A 24562-nucleotide genomic window follows, 5' to 3' on the forward strand; every position below is an offset into this window, starting at 1 on the left:
TTGATTAATAGATTCGAATGCAGCGTGAAGCCAGAAACATTGAATTAGTACCATCTATTCGGTCTTTCTAGACTAATAAATCTATACTGTTCAGGTATATAGCCAAGAAATTTTCTCTATTATACCTCTGTTAAATGGCACCATAGATACACCGAATATCAGCAATTCCGCGATCGCGTTTATTTAACCTAGATGACGGTTCAAACCTACTATTTACCAAACTATCAGTAATGCTAGCCTTCTGTAGATTTATTATCCAAGACTCTACGGGAGAGAAAATGTATGACTTCACCAGTGGCAAACACTAATCTGACAAGCCAAATCTTTAAAATAGAAAGTTTGGAGGGGCTGCTTGCAAGGAACTCTGAAAGTTTAGCTATGGACTCTGACCAACTATCAATTCGTCCTGCACTTATGGTACTTCAACCAGCAAAAGGCCCTCTGAGACTCTATTGGGAAATATCTCTCACTATCACAGCCTTCTCACAACTTCTAAGTAGCAACACTTCCAGTTCAGAGAAGCTGACCATGCTGGAAACATGTCTTGCTTCTTTATTGAATCAACGAGCACAGCTAAAAGATATTTTGAATCAACATAGCTCATCCCAAAGAATCAAAAATAGCATCAAGATCAACAATATTAATCGACAGCTTTGCAATCAACTCATCGACTATCTCAAGGACCCAAATCATCCTTCAGAAAGCATCCAAAAAATTCTCCTTCTAGAACAGCCCGAAGAATTTAGACTTATATCTAAGCCTAAATATAGCGAATTACCCCAATCTTTAAATTATCGAGGCCACCCTCTCCTTCCTGACATTACCGCGAGCGAGAATTATGTTCACTTTGGTGATGAATTAACCCCTGATCAACAGCGATCAATTCGTCTAAAATCTCGCATTCTCGATTTAGAACTCGGGGATCGGCTCAATATCACTAATCATGATGATGAAATAAGTAACACCCTACAACAAGCTATTGAACATGCTGGTTCAATCAAAGATGGATTATGGGAAAGCTTCTGCTTAGGTAAAATTAAAGACGAAACCAGGTTTCACAAGAAATACCGAATACTCTGTTCCACACACTTCATGTTATATGCAGGAAGGATGCACCATATTGCCAAATGGCAGCACCCTCAAGTAATAAAAGACTATCTCGAACGCAAAGGAAAGAGCCTCCCTTGTAAAATACTATGTAGATTCAGCGATGATGGAAACCGTTCAGTTCACTACTATTCGATACATACGCGCGATTTGTTGAAGAGTATTTTCCCCAAGCATGTCAGTACGGGTAATATCACCCTTTTTCTTGATGGCAATAGTAAGATTATCGCTGACAACTTGAAATGGATTTTCAACATCTATACATCAGGTCAACGTGATTCACTACCAGCATTACCAAGCTTCCACTTTACCCAACTGAAAAAATGGAGTGAGTGTGTCGATCAACATGAATATTATCAGCAATTTTCAGACTACAAAAATGACAAGCTCCCCGAAGCCCTTCTGCTAAAAGACTCTCAAACCTTTGCATCTTCGGCATTTTGCCAATCGTCTATCAACCCTTTGGACACGCAGGAAACAGCCGAAGTCCTTGGTCGTTTTGAGCTTATCAGGCCCTTTTATAAATATGACGAAATAGAAAAAATGTGGCAGCGGTTTGCCACCTTAGACAGTGATGACAAGAAAGCCGTCGCCATTTCTAATTTTCTTGCCCAAAGTGACGAGCCGCTCTTAGTCCTTTTCGGCGTCTTTTTTAGGGGAAAAGTCGCAGTGAAAAAGACGGGAGAAGCCATTTCCAATGTTTTTACTACGATTAAAAATCTGTTCAAGGAATACCATACTATTTCTGGAAGGATCACCATAGTAAAACTAAACACTGATCAGATCATGGTAATCTCGACGCTCATGCATGATACTGCTATTGGCTACATTGATCTTACACAAGACAATCAAGTGACTCGACTAGTCGGTGAGTTAATCAAAGCTGGAAATCAATCTATTAATTGGCTCAGCGAAACTAAAGACAATGCCAAGGCGCTACTTTCTGATCTCGGTTATAATCCGGACACTATCCTACCGACACCGCAAACTGACTCTGATAGTAACCACGTTATGTTCAGGAACTGTGCATTTGACAACGAAGCATGGGAAGTAAAAAATGAAAGCGTTTTGGTTAATCTTAATCCCATTGCAGCCCTCACACTTAACTCACTTCCAGGTATACCAATCAAAGGGATACCCACATCCTATGAAACCTTATACGACTGCGTCGAAGATGAAGCTCGCGAAGTTATGTTATATAACGCCAATATTTACAAAGCGTTTCTCAAAGACAGTGAATGGTGGGAAAAGCTCCCCTCGTTTGTGCCTTTCTTTGATCTATTCAACGCTTTGGTTAACGACCCAAGCTATGAGTTTGATCTTTCGTCAGAAATAGATGGCATCCTCTTTGATGTATTTGATCTTATCGTTACCGCTGTATGTATCGGTATTCCTATAACAAAACTAGCCACTGCAGGAAAAGTTGCATTTAGATCGTCAGTAAGACTTCATATTACAAAAGGGCTGAAAGGAAATGCTCTTAAACGGGCAGTCACAAGAGATATGTTAAAGATTGCGATGCCTGTGGTTAAAAATACCACTCGGGAATTGTTTGAGTTTCTCGTCGTGCCGCTTCCTTCACTAAACAGTGCGCCCAAACGAATGAGAACATCTAATCTCTACTCAAATCCTAGCCGTGCTCGATATGCGAGTAGCACTCGATATGAGCTAGATTTAGGTTCCAATAGAGAGAACCCATTTAAAACCCTTGAACAAAAGCACACATTAAAAAGTCACTTTATTCAAGAAGATTTGATTAAGGAACTGATATCAAAAGGTTCCAGTATCCCCAATAGAGGGGCCTGCCAGCAAATTTCAGCTTTATGGGTAAATGAAAAGCTAACTAAAAAAGTTTTTGGCCGAACTCAATTCCCAGCCCTTAAACACAAACCAGTTCAAGAAAGTAAGCGGGCAAAAAAATTATTCGAAAGAGCTTCTGAACTACAAGAAGCTGAACGTAAAAATAATCTTTATAAGCCTGAAGATAGTTTAGAATCACTCAAGCTAGAGTACGATCCTCCTATATCAATTGTTCCCAAAAACCCATCAAAACCAAATATCACTGATCAACAAAGATGCGTTAACAGTTTAGTAGGAGGGATTTCCCGAAGAGCAACGCAAGGTGACCTTCCCGTGGGTTTTACTCTCAGCTATGATCTCACCGGCTTAAAAGTCGGTCATAGCGTCGGCTTCTTATTGGATAGAAAAAGAGGCCTTAGTTTTTTTGAGCCAAATAGTGGTGAATATCTACTTACAGTATCTGATGGCTCCAAGGGCATAGACTCAGGCAAACTAACAGAGTTCTTCAATGACTATTTCGATTGCTTGCAGAAGAAATGGCCCAACTATATGCCAATAGAGTACGATAAAGTCATTATGATACCCGTAAGGAAGGCAGGTGGCCGAGTCACGAGTTCTAACCCCCTAGTCCGACATTCAAGTAACCAATATGAACTGAGTACACCTCTATCTCGTCCCTATGCGAATATGCATCAGGAGGGGGTGATAGTAACAGAAAGATCCAGAACATCAGTCGTAGAGCAGGGAAGCTTGGGAGGGGTGCGTCAGCGTAATCAACCCGTTCCAGCAGTAAAAAGTAGCAGAGGGGATTATATCTTCTCGAATACTCAGATGGGTTCCAAAGACATCATAATCTCCGGCAATAGCCGCAGCAGTATATTAGATCACCTAAATAGTAACGGCACCCAACGAATTACTAATGAAATCGACAAGGGTGAAATCTATGTAGGGTGGACAAAAGTGCCCAGCTCTACCAATAAGGTATTAAATCCAATAGGCGATTCTGCCAAAGCCACCATTAATGGCGCCACCAACTTAGCAGTAAGAGTAGGAGGAATACCATCTCCAGATATTGCAGGTACTGGTTTGAGTCCTGGTGGACTTGCAAAGCCAGCTGCAGGAGGCGGAGCTCGGCTTAGAATGATCAAAAAATGGAGAGGTGACCAAAAGGCTAACTATATAAACTCACGTGCTGCACTTGGCATTTCTTATATGCCCCAAGACGGATTTGTTGAGATAGGAAAAGGCTCTGTAACTTATGCTGAGATCGCAAATAAGATGAACCAACTTTAAACATCACACGAAAGCATGATCAAGTAAAACCCTTGATCATGCTTTCTATAAAGTGGGATGGACAAAAAAAAAGCGAGTTCTAAGAACTCGCAAAATATTCAGAATGAATGTAACAATATGAGCCAATCTACAAGGGATAATCCAGATCCCTCGTTCATTAGAAAGGACAAAAGGTTGTCTATTCGCGATAGATAGTAGCCAAAAGATAAAAAGCAAATGTCATATAATTGTCAGCAGAATGTAGGAGATATGTCTGATATTCAACAACTAATCTTCCTTTACCAAGCATAAAGTTCCAAACTAAGACAATAGTTTTTGGACAGCTTGGGCAAACTTAGCTTCATTCAAGCAACTAACAAATGATTTTACACCGCGACTTCATCAAGTGCTCGAAACACATTCTCGTCTAAATGTCCTTCATAGATTTGCTTACATACCTTTCTTCTCACAGCGAGCCCTGCTATCAAGCGTTCAATCGAAAGGTGCTTAACTTCATTTTGACTGTTATAAAGCTCAATAATCTTACTAAGTACCTCATAGGATATGATTTCCTGACCCACACGCAGAAAATCAAGCTTCTCCATAAGCTCCTTGCACTCCTCAAGGATAGAACTATAAGAATGTCCAGTCATAGCAGCTAAAGCGGTGACAGAGCGTTCTAGAGCTTCTGATGAGGTATATTTCGATAAAGTAATAGTTATCTCATCAGCATTAATCTCAACTAAGTGTTTACGTAACTTAACCCGACGGCCAAGTTTCCCTTTCGGTGAACGCTCTTTTCTTTGAATAGGCTCAAACTCACCATCAATAATTTGTGACATTTCATCTAGCTGCTGTTTCGTCACCATCTCATTGCGCAGCGGATTTGGCAATGTTGGTGCCATATTGCGCTTACCTGCATTGGTGGTACGAGCTCTTGCATAACGCAATACTTCCTCTGCATCACATTTTATGTCGACTTGGTAGTCTTTATTTTTAGAGCCTTGAACAACTGTAGAAATAGTTAAATGGTAGCCCCAAAGGTTGACGTTAAATGTTTCGTCATCACTTGGTTGATTCTCTGATAGTTTTTTTAGCTCGCGGATCAGATCCATTGAAAAACGACGCCAATCTATGTTGCGCGCCAGTTTCTGGTTCAATGTGCTTAGCAACATCACATCGGTATGACGCCGTGACATGCGACTACGGAAATAGCTATACAGTTGGAATACAAGTGTATGCTGTCTCAGAATTTCTGGGGGGAAGAGGAAAAAGTAATCACGTGTTAACAATTCCTCATAAAATGAAGGTTCCCAAACTAAAATATACAAATTAGGTTTTATTCGGATTTCTCCATCTTCACCTTCTGTTGGAGCCTCTTCAGACGCGGTTATGGTTCTGGCTAAGAAACGAAAACGATCACTTTTAAAGCCCTCAGGCATATTCTCACTTAGCCATCTACCTGTTAATTCATGGAGTTGAAAATCTGTAAACTCGATTCTATCGATACTGTCTCTTATTGAATCACGGGCAGGTCCACTGTCTTTTTTACCACGTAACGACAGAATATCAGTAATGTATAAAGGCGTTTTGTTTGGTGCATGTTTAGCATCAATATGATAGTCATGTTGATGATGTTCATGGTACTGAACCGTTAGAGTAAACAAAGCGAATAGCGTCATTAGATCATCAACCGTCATGATATTCTTGGATGATCGTGTCTCGATGACTGCTTTAGTGCCTGATATAGAAACTAAGCTTTTCTGATATTGCTTTCGAGTGCGTGGAGGAGCTAGAGCTTGATCAATGATCCCTGCCCAATTTGTCGGTGAAACAACAAATTGATCTGCTTCATCTTTCATCGCTGGTGGATTATTTAGCCCATGCTCATTAAGTAGCCTTTTGTTTACATGGGTTTGTGCTAACGCTTTAGAACGTTTCTGTTTTTCGTTTTGTTTAACCGATTCTGTGACTAGGCTGGTCGCACCTAATACCGAAATTAATTGGTTAGGATTGACAAAACGATGCAACATGGTTTTTCCTGCCAACCCATGTTCAAATCGAACCGGAATTTGCTGGAATAAACCAATATTTACAGCGGCTCGTAATCGTTGTTGTATTGCAGCTCGAGTAAGTTGGCCATCTGTTGCATCAATTAGTTCTGTAGTTGATACCAAGCCATCTTTACTCGTAAAACCTTGAAGTGAAATCAGATTTAATAACTCAACAATGCTTTTTGTGACACCTTTAAAGTGCTGATATTGTTCAATCCAACTCACAGCAACTTCAGAAACTTCAAACATGTGGCCATCTTTATGGCTTCTGGGCGCTCTAATAAGGACTTTGTCTTTTGAGGTCATGGATAGCTACCCGTATAACTTAGGCCGTAATTTAATTATTAATCCGGAAAGGATAGGGAAAAACACTTCATAAAGAAAGTAAAAGTTTGTCGAATGTTTTAGTTTGCTGCCAAGATCGAACAACTAGAAGGTAATTGGTTTCAGTTTCAGTTATGTAAGAATTTAAATCAAATAAAATTATTAGGGAAGATTTTCGCCTGATCTTTATGATTATAATGATCTAATATGATTATATGATCAATGATCCGGCCAGAAAAATAAAGATAAACCATTGTTACATTTAGATTATTTTTCTCAGGCGTTTGAAAGGATGATCAAGTAAATCTAGAAAGCATGATCAATTAAAAATGGAAACATGATCAATTGTTCACGAAACTATGATCACTGCAGCTTCGTATTGATGATCAATGATTTAATGAAAGCATGATCATTGTCTATTCACCTGTTATCCACATCGGTACGGAAGTGAATACGTCTCTTTTTTATCATTGTAACCGCATGCAGGCAAAATTTTCAGAACTATGATCATGGCTGTTTACAGTAGTTTTGTTTTGGGATGCTGTTTTTAGGTGAGGCAAGCTTTGATTTGGCATTCGTATCCATAAAACCATTTATACTCAATTTTCTATATCTTCGGAAACATGATCAAGAAAATAGCTGTTTTTAGCTTTAATTTGTTCTTCGATGTTTGAATTGATGCCATATCTTACTTAGTTGTATAAATTACTTGGTGAATCTACGTTTTTCCGTAATCTAGTAAGATATACTCATGCTTCCGTGGCTTGAATTTACTTGATCATCGATCCGTATAATGATCTGAGTCATAGGGGTATATAATATTATTTTATAGGGAGATATTATCTCTTGATCATCGTTCCTAAGCTCTAGTTTTCTATAGGAAGCATGATCAAGACATTCATCTTGATCATTGTTCCATTTATTTTACGAGCCCCCCTATTATAGGTGCATACTGATGGTCTTTTCCTAAATGACTTAAATTTTCTATCCCTAATAAGTCAAAATTACAGAAGCCGTAAAGTATGGTTAAGTATCAATCGTTCCGAACACATTATAATTTTATTTACATTGTAAATAAGTGACGTTGTAATATTTTAAATTCAGTAAATTTCGTATGCAGTTTCTCACCATATTTTTCGCTTTCATGACAGGTTTTTTACTTAAATCTATCTCATTTCTAAAAGTCATCCTATTAATGTGATTCTAATTCATAAATGTATGTTCAGCTTTTTGTTGTTATAGGTTTTTTTTGCTGTACAATTATTATCAGTGACTTAAAACGGAATGTGGCAATGAAAAGAGACCAAACAATTGAAAGTCTTGTTCAACTCGCAGAGCAAACGGCTCAGGTGCAAGCCGATCGAATTGAGATTGTTTTAGAGGAACGCAGCGATGAGCATTTTCCCCCAATGTCAAAAGCCCTTATGGAGACCCGCTCTGGACTGACTCGCAGAAAGTTAGACGAGGCTATCAGCAAGCTGGAAGCATCTGGGCATCAGTTTACTAAGAATAATGCCAATCATTATTCTATTTCGTTGCAGGAAGCCCATATGTTGATGGATGCAGCTGGAGTTCCCAAATTTCATCAGCAAAAGAATAATAATGACAACAAACCTTGGATTATAAATGTTCAAAATCAAAAAGGTGGTACTGGTAAGTCAATGACTGCCGTACATCTTGCTGCTTGCTTAGCTTTAAATCTTGATAAACGTTATCGGATTTGTCTCATTGATTTAGATCCTCAAGGTTCTTTGCGTTTGTTTCTCAATCCACAGATTAGCTTAACTGATCATGATAATATTTATTCGGCTGTGGATGTGATGCTTGATAATGTTCCAGAAGGTGTAGATATCGATAAAGAATTTCTACACAAAAATGTCTTGTTACCAACTCAGTATCCAAACCTCAAGACTGTATCTGCCTTTCCTGAAGATGCGATGTTTAATGCAGAGGCTTGGCAGAACCTATCCAAAAATCAGTCTCTAGATATTGTTAAGCTGCTAAAAGAAAAATTAATCGATCAAATTTCTGACGATTTTGACATTATAATGATAGATACTGGTCCTCATGTTGATCCATTGGTTTGGAATGCCATGTATGCCTCTAACGCATTATTGATCCCCTGTGCGGCCAAGCGGCTAGATTGGGCATCCACGGTAAACTTCTTTCAGCATTTACCAACCGTGTATGAGATGTTTCCTCAAGATTGGCAAGGATTAGAGTTTGTTCGTTTAATGCCAACAATGTTTGAGGATGACAATAAAAAGCAGGTTGCAGTATTAACAGAGATGAATTATTTACTCGGAGATCAAGTGACTATGGCGACGATTCCTCGCAGTCGTGCATTTGAAACTTGTGCTGATACCTATAGTACGGTGTTTGATTTAACTACTGGGGACTTTGAGGGCGGTAAAAAGACCCTTGCCACGGCACAGGATGCGGTACAAAAGAGTGCTTTGGAGCTTGAACGAGTTCTTCACAGTAATTGGTCATCACTTAATCAGGGATAAGTAAACAATGGCAATAAAAACTTCAGACTTAAATGCAAGGTTATTTGGTAAAGCAGATAAGCGCCATGTTGCAACTACTCAAGAGGCCCAAAAAGCAGCTAAGGACCAAGTTCAGATAATAGAATTAGCGGTTGCGGGTGAAGATCTTGTTACCTTTGAATTGCTGAAAGTTCCGGCTGACAAAATCGAACATGAAACATCAGTGTTTACTGATAACGCGCGGGAACAGGCATTTCTTAATGAGCATGCCTTATCCGATATTCTGAGCACTCTTAAAGAGCGAGGCCAGCAATACCCAGCGGTTGGTCGAAAGAGGGCAGATGGAAAAATAGAAGTTTTGGATGGCAGTCGTCGACGTATGTCCTGTATCCTAGCCAACAAAGATTTTCTTATCTATGTTGCAGAAGACATTAACAGTGAGCACGCTAAGTTCTTGTCTGATGTTGCCAATGCTCATAAGCCCTTATCTTTGTATGAAAAAGGGAAAGAAATGCGGGCTAAGCTCACTAGCGGTGAAGCAGATGATCAAAAAGCACTCGCAAAGATGTTTCAATGCAGTGAAGCTCTAGTTAGTGGTGCGTTGAAAGCAGCGGATCTACCTCTATCTTTACTTCAAGCGTATCCAAATGTCGCTGATCTTGGCCGTCCGACAATAGTCAAGCTACATAAGCAGTTTAATGAGCTCAGTGAAGCTAACCGAACCCAACTGTTAGAAAGATGCCAGTCTTCAGAAGGCTACGTATGGCAGAGAAGTCAAGCGCAAGGGGTTGCTCGAATCACTAAGGAAGTTTCAGAAACCATAGAGCAGTGGATTGATGAACTAGCGCCTAAGAAAAATGCCGGTCATAGTAAAGTTGAGCTGATTAAAGGCAGGGCAAGCTATAATCGCAAAGGATCTGACTTGGCATTGAACCTCAAGAAGATAGATGATCACTTGATGCAAGAAATTCTTAACTTTCTCACTAATAAGTTAGATGGGTGACATATTTGTCAGCTTTGCCCATATACGAAGTCTTTAACGAAAATACTCTAGTTTACAAAGCCGCCATGAGCGGCTTTTTTATCACTCTCATTTATTGAGCCAAGTTGTTATAATTCTTTTATTCTCAATGACTGAGCTCTACCATGCTTGATTACTTTACCCGTCTTATTGAACTCGCTCGCCAAACTAATCATAGATATGGGTTGGTAATGTACGGGGACCATGAATGGACCAGCTCTACTATAGATACTCTCAAAAGTCTCGTCTCCGATTCTGACATTGTTCAGCTAGGAGGGCCAGTAAGCGATGATCGAATTCGTCATATCTCTTATAAGCAGGGGAATACTTTGCTAGGGCAAGAATGTGAGTTATTGATTTGCGATTTTTCGGGGGGATTTGACGCAAATTCATTCTGCGCCGCTTTGGGGAGTGTGCGAGGAGGCGGTTTAGTCGTTATATTACCATGGTTAACTAACACTTCACCATTAGCACAGCAATGGCTACAAGATGCTTTTAAAAGGTTGATTCAACTTGAGCAATCTAAGCCCTTACCTAAGGTAAAAGAGACTAAGGCTCCATCATCGGCTCTGCTCGGCGATCAAGTAATAGCGATAGAGAAAATAAAAAAAGTTTCTACTGGGCATCGCAAGCGTCCACTCGTGATGACCGCTGATAGAGGCAGAGGAAAAAGCAGCGCATTAGGTATCGCATCGGCAGAGCTGATGAAGCAACGCCAGATGAAGATTCTTGTTACAGCCCCCAGTTTATCAACAGTACGGCCTGTTTTTGAACATGCCCAAAAGCGATTGTTAGACGCCCAAACAAAGAAAGGTAAGATTTGTTATTCGCATTCGTCTATTGAATTTATTGCTCCGGATGAGTTGCTTACTAGTCAACCGGAGTGCGATTTATTGCTTGTCGACGAAGCGTCAGCTATTCCTATTCCCATGCTGCAGAAAGTTGTGACTTTTTATCACCGTTGTGTTTTCTCTACCACAGTTCATGGTTATGAAGGCTGTGGAAGGGGCTTTACTGTGAAGTTTCAAGATTGGCTTGAGGGTAAGAGGCCAAACACGTCTTTTTTCCATCTAAATCAACCTATTCGTTGGGCGAAGGATGACCCATTAGAAAACTGGTTATTTGATACTTTTTTGCTAGATGCTGAGCTTGTACCACTGAAATTAAACCGAGGTTCCGACATTAGGTTAGAAAAAGTTCTTAAGCAAAACTTGATTAAACAACCCTCTTTATTGCGAGCCAGTTTTGCACTTTTGGTGAATGCTCATTATCAAACAGCACCAAGTGATCTTATGTTATTGTTAGAAGAAGAGGCAATACAGTTATATATAGCCTTTTCTGAGGGAGCGTGTATTGGTTGTGTGATGACCATTGATGAAGGTGGGTTAGAGGACAGCTTGATTAAATCAATTCAACATGGCAAGCGACGTCCAAGAGGTCACTTGGTGCCAGTGACTTTGGCTAACCAACTTGGTATTTGTTACGCAGCACGTCAACATAGCACCCGTATAATGCGTATCGCAATACACCCAGATGCTCAAAGAATGGGGATTGGTACTGAGATACTTTCTCAGCTCACCAAACAATCAACCGCTGATTTTATGTCAACTAGCTTCGGTGCCACTGATGAACTGATTCGATTTTGGACTAAAGCGGGTTTTTCTCCTGTTAAACTGGGTACACAGAGAGATCAAGCAAGTGGTTGTCACTCTATTATCATGATCAAGGGAGAGGTTGATTGGTTAGAGAATGCCGTAAGTTGTCATCGACACACAATGATTTATTTATTGAGCAGCGTTTTTTCCGATATTGAAGTAGACATTATTCGTAGATTACTAGTGACGAACAACATTTCTACAGATAAAGCTGAACTTCCCGCAGTCGTTGATAACTACTCTATGGGAGGGGCAAGCTACGAAAGTGTTGTGCCATTTCTATCTGATTGGATATTGTCATCACCAATTCTCATCAAGGAATCATCGGATCTACTGGTACGTAAGGTTTTGCAGCAGCGAACGTGGAGACAATGCTGTGAAGAGTTTCTAGTATCAGGAAGGAAGCAGTTGGAGCAAAAAATCAGAGATGAGCTTAGAGCATTAATAAAATCCAATTAAGAGTAACAATGGTGTTTACAGTGTAAATATCCTCTTTATAAGCGGGCTCACTTTTTCTCGCACCTGTAAAACACTGTTGTATTTACATTGTAAACTCGCCATCGACTATTTTAACAACCATATTTTCTATTCCATTAGAAAAATATGGTTTTTTTTTGATAAAGACAATTCGTATAACGTATTGAAAATAAGATCATTCTATTAATTCTCTTATAATTTATGTGTGTTTATATTCATAATGGGGTTGAGTTTGGTTGGCTAATCCGCAATTCCTTTCTACACTCAGATTGAGGCGTATGCTTCAACCAACGGCTAGGAAATATTAAAAAATAAAAGGTAGAAACATGTATTGTTTACTTCCTGAGTCACTAGACATCTCGACAGTATTGGATGTGACGACTCAATATCAAACATGGTTTGCACAACAAAGCGCAGTAGAAGTGAGCGCTGAGAATGTGGTGCGCGTCGATGCTGCTGGCATCCAACTCCTTTCTTGTCTTTTTATTTCCGCAAAAAAAAATCGCCGAGAGATTTATCTTATTAAGCCGACACAGCTTCTAACCGAAAGTATACAAACCTTGGGACTGTGTGAGGTGTTTGATGGAATAGCGAAAGTCGGGGAGTAATCAATATGACTAAGATACTTGCAGTAGATGACTCTGTGTCAATACGTCAAATGGTTAGCCATACATTGCGTGATGCTGGCTACGAAGTTGAAACCGCTAATGATGGTCGAGATGCACTTACCAAGGTAGCCAGTCACAAGTTTGATGTCGTTATCTCTGATGTCAACATGCCCATAATGGGGGGCTTTGAGTTAGTTAAAGCACTGAGAGATAAGCCCCAATATAAATTCATACCCATTTTAATGCTCACTACCGAAACAAGTACTGAAAAAAAACAGCAGGGTAAGACTGCAGGTGCAACAGGCTGGTTGGTTAAGCCATTCAATCCTGAAACGCTATTAAAAACACTAAAACGCGTTATTTGATCACAAGATCTGCACTGAAAAACGTCATCAGGCAAAGGAAAAACTTATGGCTTTAGATATGGAACAACTACGCAAGATGTTTTACGAAGAGTGTCGTGAAAATCTTGAAGTATTAGAAGATGTGCTCCTCAATCTAGATGTAAGTTGTGTCGAAGATGAGTCAATTAATACTATATTTCGAGCAGCTCATTCGATTAAAGGTGGAGCGGCAACGTTTAATTTGCTCGATATTAGTGAATTTACGCACTCAGTCGAGGCCTATCTCGACTTAGTTCGTAACCACCAGAAAGAACTCACAGCGACCACAGTAGACTTGTTGCTTAAAAGTGGTGATTGTATTCATGCACTGCTCGAAGGTCATGAGCAAGGAAGTGATGTTGATACTGAGCTTAAAGATCATGTTAGTTCTCAACTCAATGCTTTATTAGGTGAGTCACTTACTGAGGATACAGATTCCCCGTCGTCATTGGCACCAAATGATACAACATCGGGTGCTTGTGAACAATCCGATTGGCGGGTGAAATTTGAGCCTCATGCTGAAATGTTTTTTAGTGGCAATGACCCGCTGAGAATATTGAGAGAGCTGAAAGAATTGCATGCATCCTGTGTGATTAGTGCCGATGCTAGCCAGTTACCCGATATCGAAGATATTGAAGCTGAACTTTGTTACTTAAAGTGGACAGCGCACCTTCCAGCTGAAGTGGCAGAGGATGATATTCGTGAGATTTTTGAGTGGGTTGAAGATGAATGTGACCTTGCTATTGAGAGAGTCTCTCCAACCCAGCATGAGAATAAGGAAGACGTTGAGCAACCCAATGATACTGATTCTGCAAGCATAGACGTGAAACCCTCGGCTCCTAGCCTAGTAAAATCAGACCCTAAAGCGTCTAAAGTCGCAAAGTCTGAATCCAGCGTGAGTTCGATACGAGTAGATATCGATAAGGTCGATAGCCTAATCAATCTCGTTGGAGAGCTGGTGATTACTCAGTCAATGCTTACAGAAATTGGTAACGATTTTGCCATCGATAAACTCGGGAAACTTAAAGCTGGATTAGCCCAACTACTTCAAAATAGTAAAGATCTACAAGAAAATGTCCTTAACATTCGCATGTTACCGATGAGCTTTGCATTTAGCAGATTTCCTCGATTAGTACGCGACTTATCCAGTCGACTCGATAAGCAGGTGGATTTACAAATCCAAGGAGAACAGACAGAGCTCGATAAAACAGTACTTGAACGCATTGTTGACCCGTTAGTTCACTTGGTTAGAAATGGGATTGATCATGGCATTGAACAGCCAGACGTTCGTTTAGAGCGAGGTAAACCCGCTCAAGGAGTGATCAAGTTAAACGCTTTTCATCAAGGAGGTTCCATTGTGATCGAGATTAAAGATGATGGTGCTGGGCTTGACTGTGAAAAGCTTTGGAATAAGGCGACTGAAAAAGGTGTGCTTGCGGCGGAGGCTCGCCGTGAAGATATGGCTGATAAGCAAATAATGAATTTAATCTTTGCGCCAGGCTTTTCAACCGCAGAGGAAGTTTCTGACATTTCTGGAAGAGGTGTGGGAATGGATGTTGTAAAGCGAAACATCGAAGAACTCGGCGGACATATTGAAGTTGAATCAGAAATTGACATAGGTAGCTGCTTTACCATTAGTTTGCCGCTTACTCTTGCAATACTTGATGGACAGCTGGTCAAAGTGGGGGGGGAAGTATATATCATCCCACTTTTGACAATCGTGGAATCAATTCAGATAGATACAACTTGTATTAAGTCGGCTTCTGGAGGAGTGGAGCTCTATCGATTACGTGAGGAAAACATCCCTATTTTGCGACTTCAAGAAGAGTTAGAAATGGGACAAAGTGGGTCTCTAGACGCGAGAATCCTTTGTTTTGTTGAAGCGGCAGGTAATCGAGTGGGACTATTGATTGATGAGCTCCTTGATCAACAGCAAGTGGTTATCAAGAGTTTAGAATCAAATTACAGCAAGGTTGCAGGTATTTCTGGCGCGACTATTTTGGGAGACGGTTCTGTTTCTTTAATTTTAGATATTCAAGGTTTAATTACACGTTTTCTCAACAGAGCTTCTGACTCTGCAAGCAAGGGCCTTGCAGCTTAAGGAGGGAAAATGGAAACGGCTTTAACGGAACATGATGTCGCGTCAAAAACAGCACTGCCAATGCAAGGACAAGTCTCATCTGAGAGTGCTGAAGAACAGGGCGTCTCAGAAAGTGCGGACTTTTTAAGCTTTAAGCTAGATAGTGAATTATATGGTGTAGAAATCAATGATGTTGAAGAGATTCGTGTCTGGGAAAGACCAACCCCCATTCCGCATGCTCCTGAGTTTGTAAAAGGTGTGATCAATTTGCGTGGTATGATCGTTCCTGTCGTTGATTTAAGGTGTCGCTTTGGCGTAGGACGTAGTGAATACCTACCAAGCACAGTTGTTATCGTGCTTCGTCTTAAACTTGATGAAAGTGAACGTCTGATGGGCTTGGTCGTTGATGCAGTGAGTGATGTGGTTAGTCAAGGGCAAAACGAGTTGTATCCCAGTGTAGGGGAGTCGTTAGTGACGCCCTACTTACAAGGTTTATTGAATGTTGGTGATCAGGTGATGTCTCTACTCAATACCGAGGAGCTGCTAAATATTGAGCGTGTTCTGGGGAGGGAATCATGACGATGCCACAGGAATTTCTCAGCTTTATTTTGGGCGAAGATGAATATGGTGTCCCTATCCTTGATGTACGAGAAGTGAGAGGATGGGGAGCGGTCAGAGAGGTGCCTAATTCCCCCACTTATATGCTAGGAGTGTTGGAAATCCGAGGAGAATATGTCCCCATTGTTGATTTGCGGGCACGGTTTGGCTTACCACCAGCTGAAATTAGTGCAACAACAGTTGTGATCGTTCTCAATGATGCTCAGATGCATCCTTTAGGCATTATTGTTGATGGAGTCTCAGAAGTTTACCCATTAACAGATGAACAAATAAAACCAGCACCACATGTATCACGTTCGGTTGACCATAGCTATATCCGAGGTCTTGCTTCGGTAGAGAATGGTCATCTTATATTAATAAAACTAGAGGCTCTGTTCGATGTGGCAGAGTTGGCCGAACTCGAGCACAGAGATAAGAGTTTGGCTTAACAAGTCATACGAAACAATCAGGGAGAGGTGACTCATGGCATTTTGGAATCGTGAACCTAAATCAAACGCAGTTGAGCAATTTGAAATGGTTGCGTCAGATAGCTTAATGGAAATGGATACGCACGAACCTGAAGAACAAGGGCTATCTAAAGAACAACTCTCTTCAGCACTTAACGCTGCGCAAACGGCGTTAATGATGATTGATAGAGATTTCAACATTACCTACGTAAACCAGAAATCCATTGATTTACTAAAAACTCATGAAGGTTTATTTCAGTCTGTTTGGCCTAATTTTAGAGCCGATGAAGAGTTTCTGTTGGGGTACTGTATTGATGGCTTTCATGCTAACCCTGCCCACCAGCGTCAATTACTCTCCAATCCATCTAACCTCCCCTATACCACAACAATTACTGTGAAAGATGTACAGATTGAATTAAATGTCGGTGCGATTCTTGACAAGAATGGAAACTATGAAGGTAACACTTTGGAATGGTCTGATGTGACAGATGCGCTCAAACAGAAAGACGATATTGCCCGTTTGCGCGCCGCAGTAGATCAAGCTCAAACTGCAATGGTGATGATAGATAGAGATTTTAGCATTACCTATGTCAACCAATCGACCATAGAGTTATTTGGTAAACATGAAGCGGCACTGCGAACGGTTTGGTCAGGCTTTACAGCAACAGAGGAATGGTTAATGGGGCGCTGTATTGATGAGTTTCATAAAAATCCTGCTCACCAGAGGCAGATGCTATCAACCCCGAACAATCTCCCATATAAAACCGATATAGATATCGCAGATATAAAAATTGAGCTTAATGTTGCCGCTATTATGGATGCTAAAGGTAACTATATCGGCAACACACTAGAGTGGGAAGACGTGACAGAAAAACGAGCTAAAGACCAAGAAGTCGGTCGCTTGGCTTCTGCGGTAAAAGGCATGACAACCAATTTAATGATGGCAGATAAAGAAGGAATTATTCAATACCTTAACCCATCTTTGTCTAATTTACTTAAGTCTCGAGAAAGTGATTTACAAAAAGCCTTGCCAGGTTTTGATGCGAGCAATTTAGTCGGTAAGAGCATTGATGTATTCCATAAAAATCCGAGCCATCAAAGAAATATAATCAATAATCCAGAACGACTACCTTTCTCTTCAAATATTGCCGTTGGTGGGTTGGAATTTAACTTAACTTGTATTGCGATGCACGATACTCAGGGTAACTACATTGGACCAGCTCTCCAGTGGGAAGATATTACTGAGCAGCAGGATGGGCAGAGGCAGGTTGAGTCTTTAATTCAAAGAGCGATATCCGGAGAGTTAAATGAACGTATAGACACCACTGTATACAGTGGTTTTATGAAAGAATTGGGTGATGGCATCAATAGTTTGCTTGATACAATGGTGGAGCCAATCGGCCAATGTATTGACGTAATGAGTCGAGTGGCAGATGGTGACTTGAATACTAATATGTCTGAAAACAAGGGAGAGTTTGGCAGGCTGTCAGATGCGGTCAATACATCCATTGTTAACCTGCGGAATATGGTAGAAAAAATCACTCAATCATCTGCTCGTGTAGCAACCGCTTCTACAGAAATAGCCGAAGGAAATAACGACTTAAGTCAGCGTGTTGAAGCTCAGGCGTCGAATTTGGAAGAAACCGCGGCAAGTATGGAGGAAATGACGGCAACGGTTAGGCAAAATGCCGATAACGCCAAGGGCGCTAATACTCTCGCGGAAGATGCCACCAAAAAAGCCAGCAAAGGTGGAGATGTGGTTGGTCAAGCAGTATCGGCTATGTCTGAGATTAACAATGCTAGTAAGAAAATTGCCGACATCATTGGTGTTATTGATGAAATTGCTTTCCAGACAAACCTGTTGGCACTTAATGCTGCCGTTGAAGCTGCTCGAGCAGGAGAACAAGGACGTGGCTTTGCCGTTGTGGCTGGAGAGGTTCGTAATCTGGCGCAACGAAGTGCAGCGGCGGCCAAAGAGATTAAAGGTTTAATAAAAGACAGTGTTGAGAAAGTTGATGAGGGATCTAGGTTAGTTGATGAATCTGGAGATACACTTAATGAAATCGTCGAAGCTGTAGAAAAAGTAACTGAACTCATTGCTCAAATTGCTTCTTCTAGCCTAGAGCAATCGACCGGTATAGACGAAATCAATCGTGCTATCGCTACAATGGATGAAATGACCCAGCAAAATGCGTCCTTGGTTGAAGAGACATCAGCGGCTAGCCAATCACTTAAAGACGAAGGTAAACAGTTACTTCATCTAATGAACTTTTTCGCTACCGATGACAATGTAGCCACGTTTGAAACCAAAAGGCCCATTCCATCGGCTGCGAAGAATAATGTAAGAGAGATACGAACCCCAAAAGTTGCTAACTCCGGTTTTCAGGCCAGTGAGGAAGGGGACGAATGGGAAGAGTTTTAAGCCGTGAAGAAGGGGGGATAGGTGGGACCGAGTTTGAACTGACAGATACTGATTTTAGGTTCATTCAATGGTTTATGCACAAGCATGCGGGCATTTATTTCTCTGATCGAAAGCGTACCATGGTCTATGGCCGAATTAGCCGCCAGCTTAGGCGGTTAGGGCTTCGTCGTTTCGCTGATTATAAGCTTCTCATTGAGCGAGATAGTGAAGAGCGGGTTGGTTTCATCAACTGCCTGACAACCAACAAAACACAATTTTTTCGTGAATATCATCATTTTGAGTTTCTCGAAAATGTCATGTTAAAAGAGTGGTCCAAGCAAGGCGTCAGCAACCTGAACTTCTGGTCGGCAGGGTGTTCTACAGGCGAGGAGCCGTATAGCTTTGTCGCATCGCTGTACTCTAAAGGAGCTTTTAGTACTTTCGAACAGATTCAGATCTACGCCACGGATCTGGATACCAAGGTTCTCTCACATGCTACCCATGGAATCTACAGCGATGATGCGATTTCTTCTATTCCTCCAAAATACTTGCAACCATGCTTTTTTAAAGGAAAAGGCAGTCAACTTGGCAACATAAAGGTTGCAAAAGGGCTACAGCAAAGTATCAACTTTCAACAGCTTAACTTGTTAGATGAATGGAACTGGCAGGAGCCCTTTGATCTTATTTCATGCAGAAATGTCATGATCTACTTCGATAAGCCAACTCAAGAAAAGCTAATAAAGCGTTTTTGCCAACAACTCAAACCTCATGGAATTCTGTTGCTCGGGCACTCTGAAAGTATTGGATCTTGTAGCGACCTCTTTAAACACCTTGGGAAAACTATTTACATTAAACAGTAGGTATGACTATGGTAGGAAAAAAAAACCTGAAGCCAGTGCACGACGATAGTCATTTCAATCGTTTTTATCATCCTCAGAAAGAAATGCACATAGTTAAGGTTTTCCCTGGTGGTCTTTACTGGAGTCAGCAAGACGATGAGTTGATCGCAACAGGACTGGGATCTTGTGTTGCTGTATGCATGTGGGATGAATTAATTGGCATTGGAGGAATGAATCACTTTTTACTCCCATTTTGTAGCCACTCTGAGATAAGTGCTTGGCAGCCAGGCGAGATTGTTTCCACGGCTTCTCGCTATGGTAGTCACGCGATGGAAATGTTGATTAATGCCATGATTTCTCATGGCGCTCGAAGGTCAGAGCTTAACATTAAACTTTTTGGTGGTGCGCAAATGATGGGTAAGCACTCGATGATAGGGGAAAAAAATATTGCCTTTATTTTGGATTATGTTCAGCGGGAAGGCCTTAAGGTCGTTGCTCAAGATCTCGGAGGATCAGAACCGAGAAGAATTATATTCAACCCTGTAAGTGGGAAAGTATGGCTAAAGCGATTACCTTACACTGAAGTACATCAGCTTCAGCTTCAAGAGGACAAATATGCCAGTAAGTTAGGTAGAGAAAGCCACCGCTTTCATGACGATGATGTGGAGCTATTCGGATGAAAAAAATTAAAGTTTTGATTATCGATGACTCACCTGTATTTAGAGCATTACTTGAGCAGTTGATTAGCTCTGACCCTATCCTTGAAGTGGTTGCATTGGCCGAAGACCCCTATCAGGCTCGAGATCTGATTAAACAACATAACCCTGATGTCATCACATTAGATATAGAAATGCCGAAAATGAATGGTGTCCAGTTTCTAAAGAATCTAATGCGATTGAGGCCTACGCCTGTGATCATGATCTCAACCTTAACCCAGCATGGTGCACAGCCTACCCTTATGGCCTTGGAACTAGGAGCGGTCGATTATTTTCCTAAACCGTCGGTTGACAACACGGCTGACATGCTGAATTACAAAGATCTGGTCAACGACAAAATAAAAATGGCGGCAGGGGCTAATGTAAAGCATGAGTATAGCCAAAATTCTTCACAGAAACCTTTAGCGTGTAAAGGCAAAACATCTATCGAGCTTATTGCTATTGGGGCTTCTACTGGTGGGACAGAAGCGGTCAGGCAAGTATTGTCTGCTTTACCTGCGGGGCTTCCACCTATCGTCATCACCCAACATATTAGTGCGATGTTTAGTGCCTCCTTTGCTCAAAGGCTGAATGAGAGCTGTGCTCTACAAGTTAAGGAATTGTCGACGAATAAAGCACCTTTGATTAATGGGTGTGCTTATGTTGCTCCAGGAGATAAACATCTTGTAGTGGTGAAGCAGGGAAGCCATTTATATTGCCAACTTGATGACAGACCTAGTGTGAATCGACACAAACCATCCGTTGATGTGATGTTTGATGCTGTGGCAGAAACGGTAGGAAAGAATTCTATTGGTGTGATACTTACCGGAATGGGACAGGATGGTGCACAAGGCATGCTTCGAATGAGGCAACAAGGTGCAAGGACTATTGCGCAAGATCAAGCATCTTCGGTGGTATGGGGAATGCCTAGAGTAGCTGTTGAAATAAATGCTGCCGAGGAAGTGAAGAGTCTTAAGCAAATCCCACAACAAATTTGTGATTGTTTAGACAGTCATCATTGAGCCAACACGGCTAAGGCTAGGGATAGAATGAATAAAATAATTAAGGTTAATAAGAACCGCTATGGTATCGCAATAGGAATTCAACTCCTGCTATTGTCGATTGGTATGATGCTATCCTCTTCGTTAGCTCATGTTGCTGTTATGATTTTAGCAGCGGCAGTACCTTGGTTTGTTATCCCGCGAAAACAGGAATCTCAACCAGCGCAGCAGCCAAGTACTAAACCAGTCAAGGATGTACAAGCTGCGGCCAGAGATGTCAGTAAGCTCATTGAACAGATTTCACAACAGCTAAATGAGCCACTTGCTTTACAAAATAGTATTGTCTCTGAGTCTGTTGAAACCTTGAATGCGAGTTTTTTTGAACTGCAGAATTTAGCTGAGAGTCAAAATAATATTGCAGAGTCGCTCGTGCTAAAAACATTGGCAAATAAAAATGATGCGTACGACATCACTCAAGTTTTGCCGAAAACAGAAGCTATCATTCGTCAGTTTGTCGATACACTCATCACTGTATCAGAGAAAAGTATCTCTGCTGTACACAGCATTCACGATATGTCAGATAAACTAAATACAGTCTTTAAGCTTCTTGCACAAGTTCGAGGGCTTTCTGAACAGACAAATTTACTGGCTTTGAACGCTGCGATTGAAGCAGCTAGAGCAGGAGATGCTGGCCGTGGCTTTGCCGTTGTAGCGCAGGAAGTCAGGAATCTATCTGTCAAAGCGGAAGAATTAAATAGTCAGATAGAGAAAGAGATTAATGTTGCGCAAAATACGGTCAGAGAAGCCAACAAAACGGTCGGTGAAATGGCATCTATTGATATGACTGAAGCGATAGAGTCTAAAGATAAAGTAGATGAGATGTTGCATGGTGTACAAAAAATGAATGCCATGGTTGAACAAGAAGTACGGAAAATCAAATCTATCGGTGTCACGCTGCACAGTAAAGTAGGAGATGGCATCCGGGCGTTACAGTTTACCGACATCATCGTTCAGCAGGGTGATTACGCTAAGGGCAGCACAGCGTTTCTAGTCGAGCTAAAGAACACTTTCGAAGATTATGCAAGTGATAGAGTTGATGGTGACGGTTTTAATAGAGCGATAAATGATCTTAAAGATAATGTTTGTCAGAGGAGTACGCCAGCTGCTTCACAAGCAAGTATAGAAGAAGGCGAAGTCGAATTTTTCTGAATTTTGGTTGGGTGAATAAGGCAAGGCGTCTGAGCCTTGCTGGCTTAATAAGGAGATACTATGTCTGTAGAGTCACAAATTGATCAGGGTGCAAAACATATCACGATTGTCATAGAAGGTGCTTTTGGCTTTAGTCTTGTTCAGGAGTTCCGTCGTTGCTATTCAGACAAAAAAGATTATCGCTATACCATTGATTTACGCAAGGTCGATTATATCGACAGTGCAGGTTTGGGTATGTTGCTGAATATGCACAACTATCTAGAGCAAGATGATGGAATGATCCGCATCACTAACACGCTTCCTCAAGTAAGAAAAATACTGTCTATTTCTCGTTTTGATAAAAAATTTGCCATCGAGTAGATGCTGAGGAGAGTAGTATGCATGTCATGATAGTGGATGATCACGCGACGAATAGAGAGTTGTGTCGGTTTATGTTGGGTGACATCACGGAAAAAGTAACGACTTTCGAGAACGGAGAAGGTGTCGTCAATGCAATGCGACAAATGCCACTCTTGCCTGATGTTATTCTTCTTGATGTTATGATGCCAATCAAAGATGGTTTTGTTACAGCAAAAGAAATTCGGGATGCGTTTCCTGGAAGGCATATGCCGATTATCTTCCTTACTGTTTTGGACGATCACGACTCATTTGAGCGGTGCTTGACTGTAGGTGATGATTTCATTCTCAAGCCAGTAGAACGAAGTGTATTGATTGCCAAAGTACAAGCCCACTATCGTATCGTGAAAATACATAACCAAGTAAGAGAGCAAAGAGATGAGCTGAGTCATTTCCATGAACAAGTACGTTATGATTATGCGATTGCAGAATCGATATTTTCTAATTTGATGGATGAAATGAGTTCCCAGCTTAAGAATATCTATGGGATAGATTATAAGTCTACGCCATCAACTGTTTTTAATGGAGATATGATTGTTGTAGCCAATCGCCCTCATGGTGGTGTCTATGTGATGATAGCAGATGCAACAGGCCATGGTCTTCCTGCTGCGATATCAGCCATACCTGCGACACGCGCTTTCTTTTCTATGGCTGCGAAAGGTTTGTCTCTTGGTGAAATTGTTCGCGAGCTAAATGATGTGCTAGTTAGATTCCTGCCCATGGGAATGATGCTAGCCGCCAGTGTGTTTGAAGTTAGAGCCAATGGTTTTGAGGTATCCTGGTGGGGCGGGGGATTGCCCGATGGCTATTTACTCGGCAAAGACGGTACTATTGTGCGCAAATTAGTATCAACCCATATGCCTCTTGGTGTCCTGAAAGAGCATGAGTTCGAAGCCGAACTATTGCATTACAAGCTGGAACCTGAGCAGCGGATTGTATGTTATACCGATGGTGTGGTTGAGGCTGAAAACAATGTGGGTGAGCAATTTGGCCAAGATAGACTGGAAGAAGCACTCAAATCGGGGCGGGCTATCATTCCTACTGTTTTTGAAGCGGTCAATAAATTCTCTTGTCGAAATGTGGGTGACGATCTCTCAATACTGTCGATGACTTTTCCGATTTCAAATGGGAACGATAGAGTTACCCAACAGAACAAGTGCGACCTTAGCCGGACCCAATCTCAGTCCACAATCAATTTTCCAGCGTCTGTCCTAAAGTCGGTATCCGTAATGAATGAAGTTCGACGTTTTATGACAGGAGTGATAGCAGGGCCACATCTGGATCTCATTTGCTCAGTATTGTCTGAGCTATTTGCTAATGCGATTGAGCATGGCTTATTGAATATGGATTCTAAAATCAAAGAACAACCGGACGGCTTTTTTACGTTTTATCAACTGCGGGAACAAAAGCTTCAAGAATTGCCAGAGCAATACTGGGTGTCTCTATCTATCGATTATCAACCCGACGATACCAAAGTAGTAATGGCGCTTGAGCATAATGGCGAGGGCTTTGATCATTCTGTGCTAAAAAAGGACGACGATCAGTCTCTCACGCACGGTCGTGGCATTGTACTTGCCTCAGAATTATGTGATTCATTGGAATACTCAAAGCAAGGTAAATGTGTGACGGCTGTCTATCGTTTGGACTCTAAACATCACTTCCCGAGCTCTAATTAGTGATATTTACA

17 protein-coding genes are annotated in these 24562 nt (G+C 41.2%); 16 read left to right on the forward strand and 1 reads right to left on the reverse strand.

From position 1 onward, the window contains the following. Positions 1-282: 282 nt before the first annotated feature. Entirely contained in the window at positions 283-4200 is a 3918-nt protein-coding gene (locus MHN79_RS03340; protein WP_239171715.1) for a hypothetical protein, read from the forward strand. A 365-nt stretch (positions 4201-4565) separates the two neighbouring features. On the opposite strand, the gene MHN79_RS03345 is transcribed toward MHN79_RS03340, so the two are convergent. Beyond that, on the reverse strand, positions 4566-6539 hold the full coding sequence (locus MHN79_RS03345) for a replication initiator protein RctB domain-containing protein (protein ID WP_239171716.1): 1974 nt from the start codon (positions 6537-6539) through the stop codon (positions 4566-4568). A 1310-nt stretch (positions 6540-7849) separates the two neighbouring features. Between MHN79_RS03345 and MHN79_RS03350 the strand changes: the two genes are divergently transcribed. From MHN79_RS03350 to MHN79_RS03420, 15 genes are all read left to right on the forward strand, one after another. Beyond that, positions 7850-9067: a ParA family protein gene (locus tag MHN79_RS03350; RefSeq protein ID WP_114785284.1), complete on the forward strand. Its 1218-nt coding sequence runs from the start codon at positions 7850-7852 to the stop codon at positions 9065-9067. A gap of 7 nt (positions 9068-9074) precedes the next feature. Further along, the gene (locus MHN79_RS03355) at positions 9075-10049 is read left to right on the forward strand and encodes a ParB/RepB/Spo0J family partition protein (protein WP_239171717.1); all 975 of its coding nucleotides are present in this window, start codon (positions 9075-9077) and stop codon (positions 10047-10049) included. Between the two features lie 143 nt (positions 10050-10192). Next, a complete protein-coding gene (locus MHN79_RS03360) occupies positions 10193-12181 on the forward strand; it encodes a GNAT family N-acetyltransferase (protein WP_239171718.1) in 1989 nt (662 codons plus the stop codon). 344 nt (positions 12182-12525) lie between these two features. Beyond that, positions 12526-12807, forward strand: a complete 282-nt coding sequence (locus MHN79_RS03365) for an STAS domain-containing protein (protein ID WP_239171719.1) — start codon at positions 12526-12528, stop codon at positions 12805-12807. A 5-nt stretch (positions 12808-12812) separates the two neighbouring features. Further along, on the forward strand, positions 12813-13172 hold the full coding sequence (locus tag MHN79_RS03370) for a response regulator (RefSeq protein ID WP_114785288.1): 360 nt from the start codon (positions 12813-12815) through the stop codon (positions 13170-13172). A gap of 46 nt (positions 13173-13218) precedes the next feature. After that, positions 13219-15291 carry a chemotaxis protein CheA gene (locus MHN79_RS03375; RefSeq protein WP_239171720.1) on the forward strand — a complete coding sequence of 691 codons (2073 nt, stop codon included), beginning with the start codon at positions 13219-13221 and terminating at the stop codon, positions 15289-15291. A 60-nt stretch (positions 15292-15351) separates the two neighbouring features. Continuing rightward, positions 15352-15849 (forward strand): chemotaxis protein CheW, encoded by a 498-nt coding sequence (locus MHN79_RS03380; RefSeq protein ID WP_239171786.1) that lies wholly within the window; start codon positions 15352-15354, stop codon positions 15847-15849. Continuing rightward, positions 15846-16316, forward strand: a complete 471-nt coding sequence (locus tag MHN79_RS03385) for a chemotaxis protein CheW (protein ID WP_152432380.1) — start codon at positions 15846-15848, stop codon at positions 16314-16316. Before MHN79_RS03380 ends, MHN79_RS03385 begins: the two co-directional genes overlap by 4 nt. 34 nt (positions 16317-16350) lie before the next feature. After that, entirely contained in the window at positions 16351-18756 is a 2406-nt protein-coding gene (gene aer2, locus MHN79_RS03390; RefSeq protein WP_239171721.1) for an aerotaxis transducer Aer2, read from the forward strand. Beyond that, a complete protein-coding gene (locus tag MHN79_RS03395) occupies positions 18741-19595 on the forward strand; it encodes a protein-glutamate O-methyltransferase CheR (protein ID WP_239171722.1) in 855 nt (284 codons plus the stop codon). Before aer2 ends, MHN79_RS03395 begins: the two co-directional genes overlap by 16 nt. A gap of 8 nt (positions 19596-19603) precedes the next feature. Further along, a complete protein-coding gene (locus MHN79_RS03400) occupies positions 19604-20254 on the forward strand; it encodes a chemotaxis protein CheD (protein WP_239171723.1) in 651 nt (216 codons plus the stop codon). Then, on the forward strand, positions 20251-21291 hold the full coding sequence (locus MHN79_RS03405; protein ID WP_239171724.1) for a chemotaxis response regulator protein-glutamate methylesterase: 1041 nt from the start codon (positions 20251-20253) through the stop codon (positions 21289-21291). Before MHN79_RS03400 ends, MHN79_RS03405 begins: the two co-directional genes overlap by 4 nt. Before the next feature lie 27 nt (positions 21292-21318). Then, entirely contained in the window at positions 21319-22479 is a 1161-nt protein-coding gene (locus tag MHN79_RS03410; RefSeq protein WP_239171725.1) for a methyl-accepting chemotaxis protein, read from the forward strand. Positions 22480-22539: 60 nt separating this feature from the next. Beyond that, positions 22540-22839 (forward strand): STAS domain-containing protein, encoded by a 300-nt coding sequence (locus tag MHN79_RS03415; RefSeq protein WP_152432374.1) that lies wholly within the window; start codon positions 22540-22542, stop codon positions 22837-22839. 17 nt (positions 22840-22856) lie between these two features. Then, positions 22857-24551 (forward strand): fused response regulator/phosphatase, encoded by a 1695-nt coding sequence (locus MHN79_RS03420; protein WP_239171726.1) that lies wholly within the window; start codon positions 22857-22859, stop codon positions 24549-24551. The last annotated feature ends 11 nt before the right edge of the window (positions 24552-24562 follow it).

It is taken from the genome of Vibrio sp. Of14-4 (assembly GCF_022347625.1).
GTDB classification, from domain to species: Bacteria; Pseudomonadota; Gammaproteobacteria; order Enterobacterales; family Vibrionaceae; genus Vibrio; species Vibrio pristinus.

Excerpts from the sequence above, each read along its gene's own strand:
- MHN79_RS03370 (WP_114785288.1), top strand. The coding sequence starts at position 12,813 with ATGACTAAGATACTTGCAGTAGATGACTCTGTGTCAATACGTCAAATG.
- MHN79_RS03420 (WP_239171726.1), top strand. The coding sequence starts at position 22,857 with ATGCATGTCATGATAGTGGATGATCACGCGACGAATAGAGAGTTGTGT.
- MHN79_RS03385 (WP_152432380.1), top strand. The coding sequence starts at position 15,846 with ATGACGATGCCACAGGAATTTCTCAGCTTTATTTTGGGCGAAGATGAA.
- MHN79_RS03340 (WP_239171715.1), top strand. The coding sequence starts at position 283 with ATGACTTCACCAGTGGCAAACACTAATCTGACAAGCCAAATCTTTAAA.
- MHN79_RS03355 (WP_239171717.1), top strand. The coding sequence starts at position 9,075 with ATGGCAATAAAAACTTCAGACTTAAATGCAAGGTTATTTGGTAAAGCA.
- MHN79_RS03375 (WP_239171720.1), top strand. The coding sequence starts at position 13,219 with ATGGCTTTAGATATGGAACAACTACGCAAGATGTTTTACGAAGAGTGT.
- MHN79_RS03365 (WP_239171719.1), top strand. The coding sequence starts at position 12,526 with ATGTATTGTTTACTTCCTGAGTCACTAGACATCTCGACAGTATTGGAT.
- MHN79_RS03410 (WP_239171725.1), top strand. The coding sequence starts at position 21,319 with ATGAATAAAATAATTAAGGTTAATAAGAACCGCTATGGTATCGCAATA.
- MHN79_RS03400 (WP_239171723.1), top strand. The coding sequence starts at position 19,604 with ATGGTAGGAAAAAAAAACCTGAAGCCAGTGCACGACGATAGTCATTTC.
- MHN79_RS03380 (WP_239171786.1), top strand. The coding sequence starts at position 15,352 with ATGCAAGGACAAGTCTCATCTGAGAGTGCTGAAGAACAGGGCGTCTCA.
- MHN79_RS03350 (WP_114785284.1), top strand. The coding sequence starts at position 7,850 with ATGAAAAGAGACCAAACAATTGAAAGTCTTGTTCAACTCGCAGAGCAA.
- aer2 (WP_239171721.1), top strand. The coding sequence starts at position 16,351 with ATGGCATTTTGGAATCGTGAACCTAAATCAAACGCAGTTGAGCAATTT.
- MHN79_RS03395 (WP_239171722.1), top strand. The coding sequence starts at position 18,741 with ATGGGAAGAGTTTTAAGCCGTGAAGAAGGGGGGATAGGTGGGACCGAG.
- MHN79_RS03405 (WP_239171724.1), top strand. The coding sequence starts at position 20,251 with ATGAAAAAAATTAAAGTTTTGATTATCGATGACTCACCTGTATTTAGA.
- MHN79_RS03415 (WP_152432374.1), top strand. The coding sequence starts at position 22,540 with ATGTCTGTAGAGTCACAAATTGATCAGGGTGCAAAACATATCACGATT.
- MHN79_RS03360 (WP_239171718.1), top strand. The coding sequence starts at position 10,193 with ATGCTTGATTACTTTACCCGTCTTATTGAACTCGCTCGCCAAACTAAT.
- MHN79_RS03345 (WP_239171716.1), bottom strand. The coding sequence starts at position 6,539 with ATGACCTCAAAAGACAAAGTCCTTATTAGAGCGCCCAGAAGCCATAAA.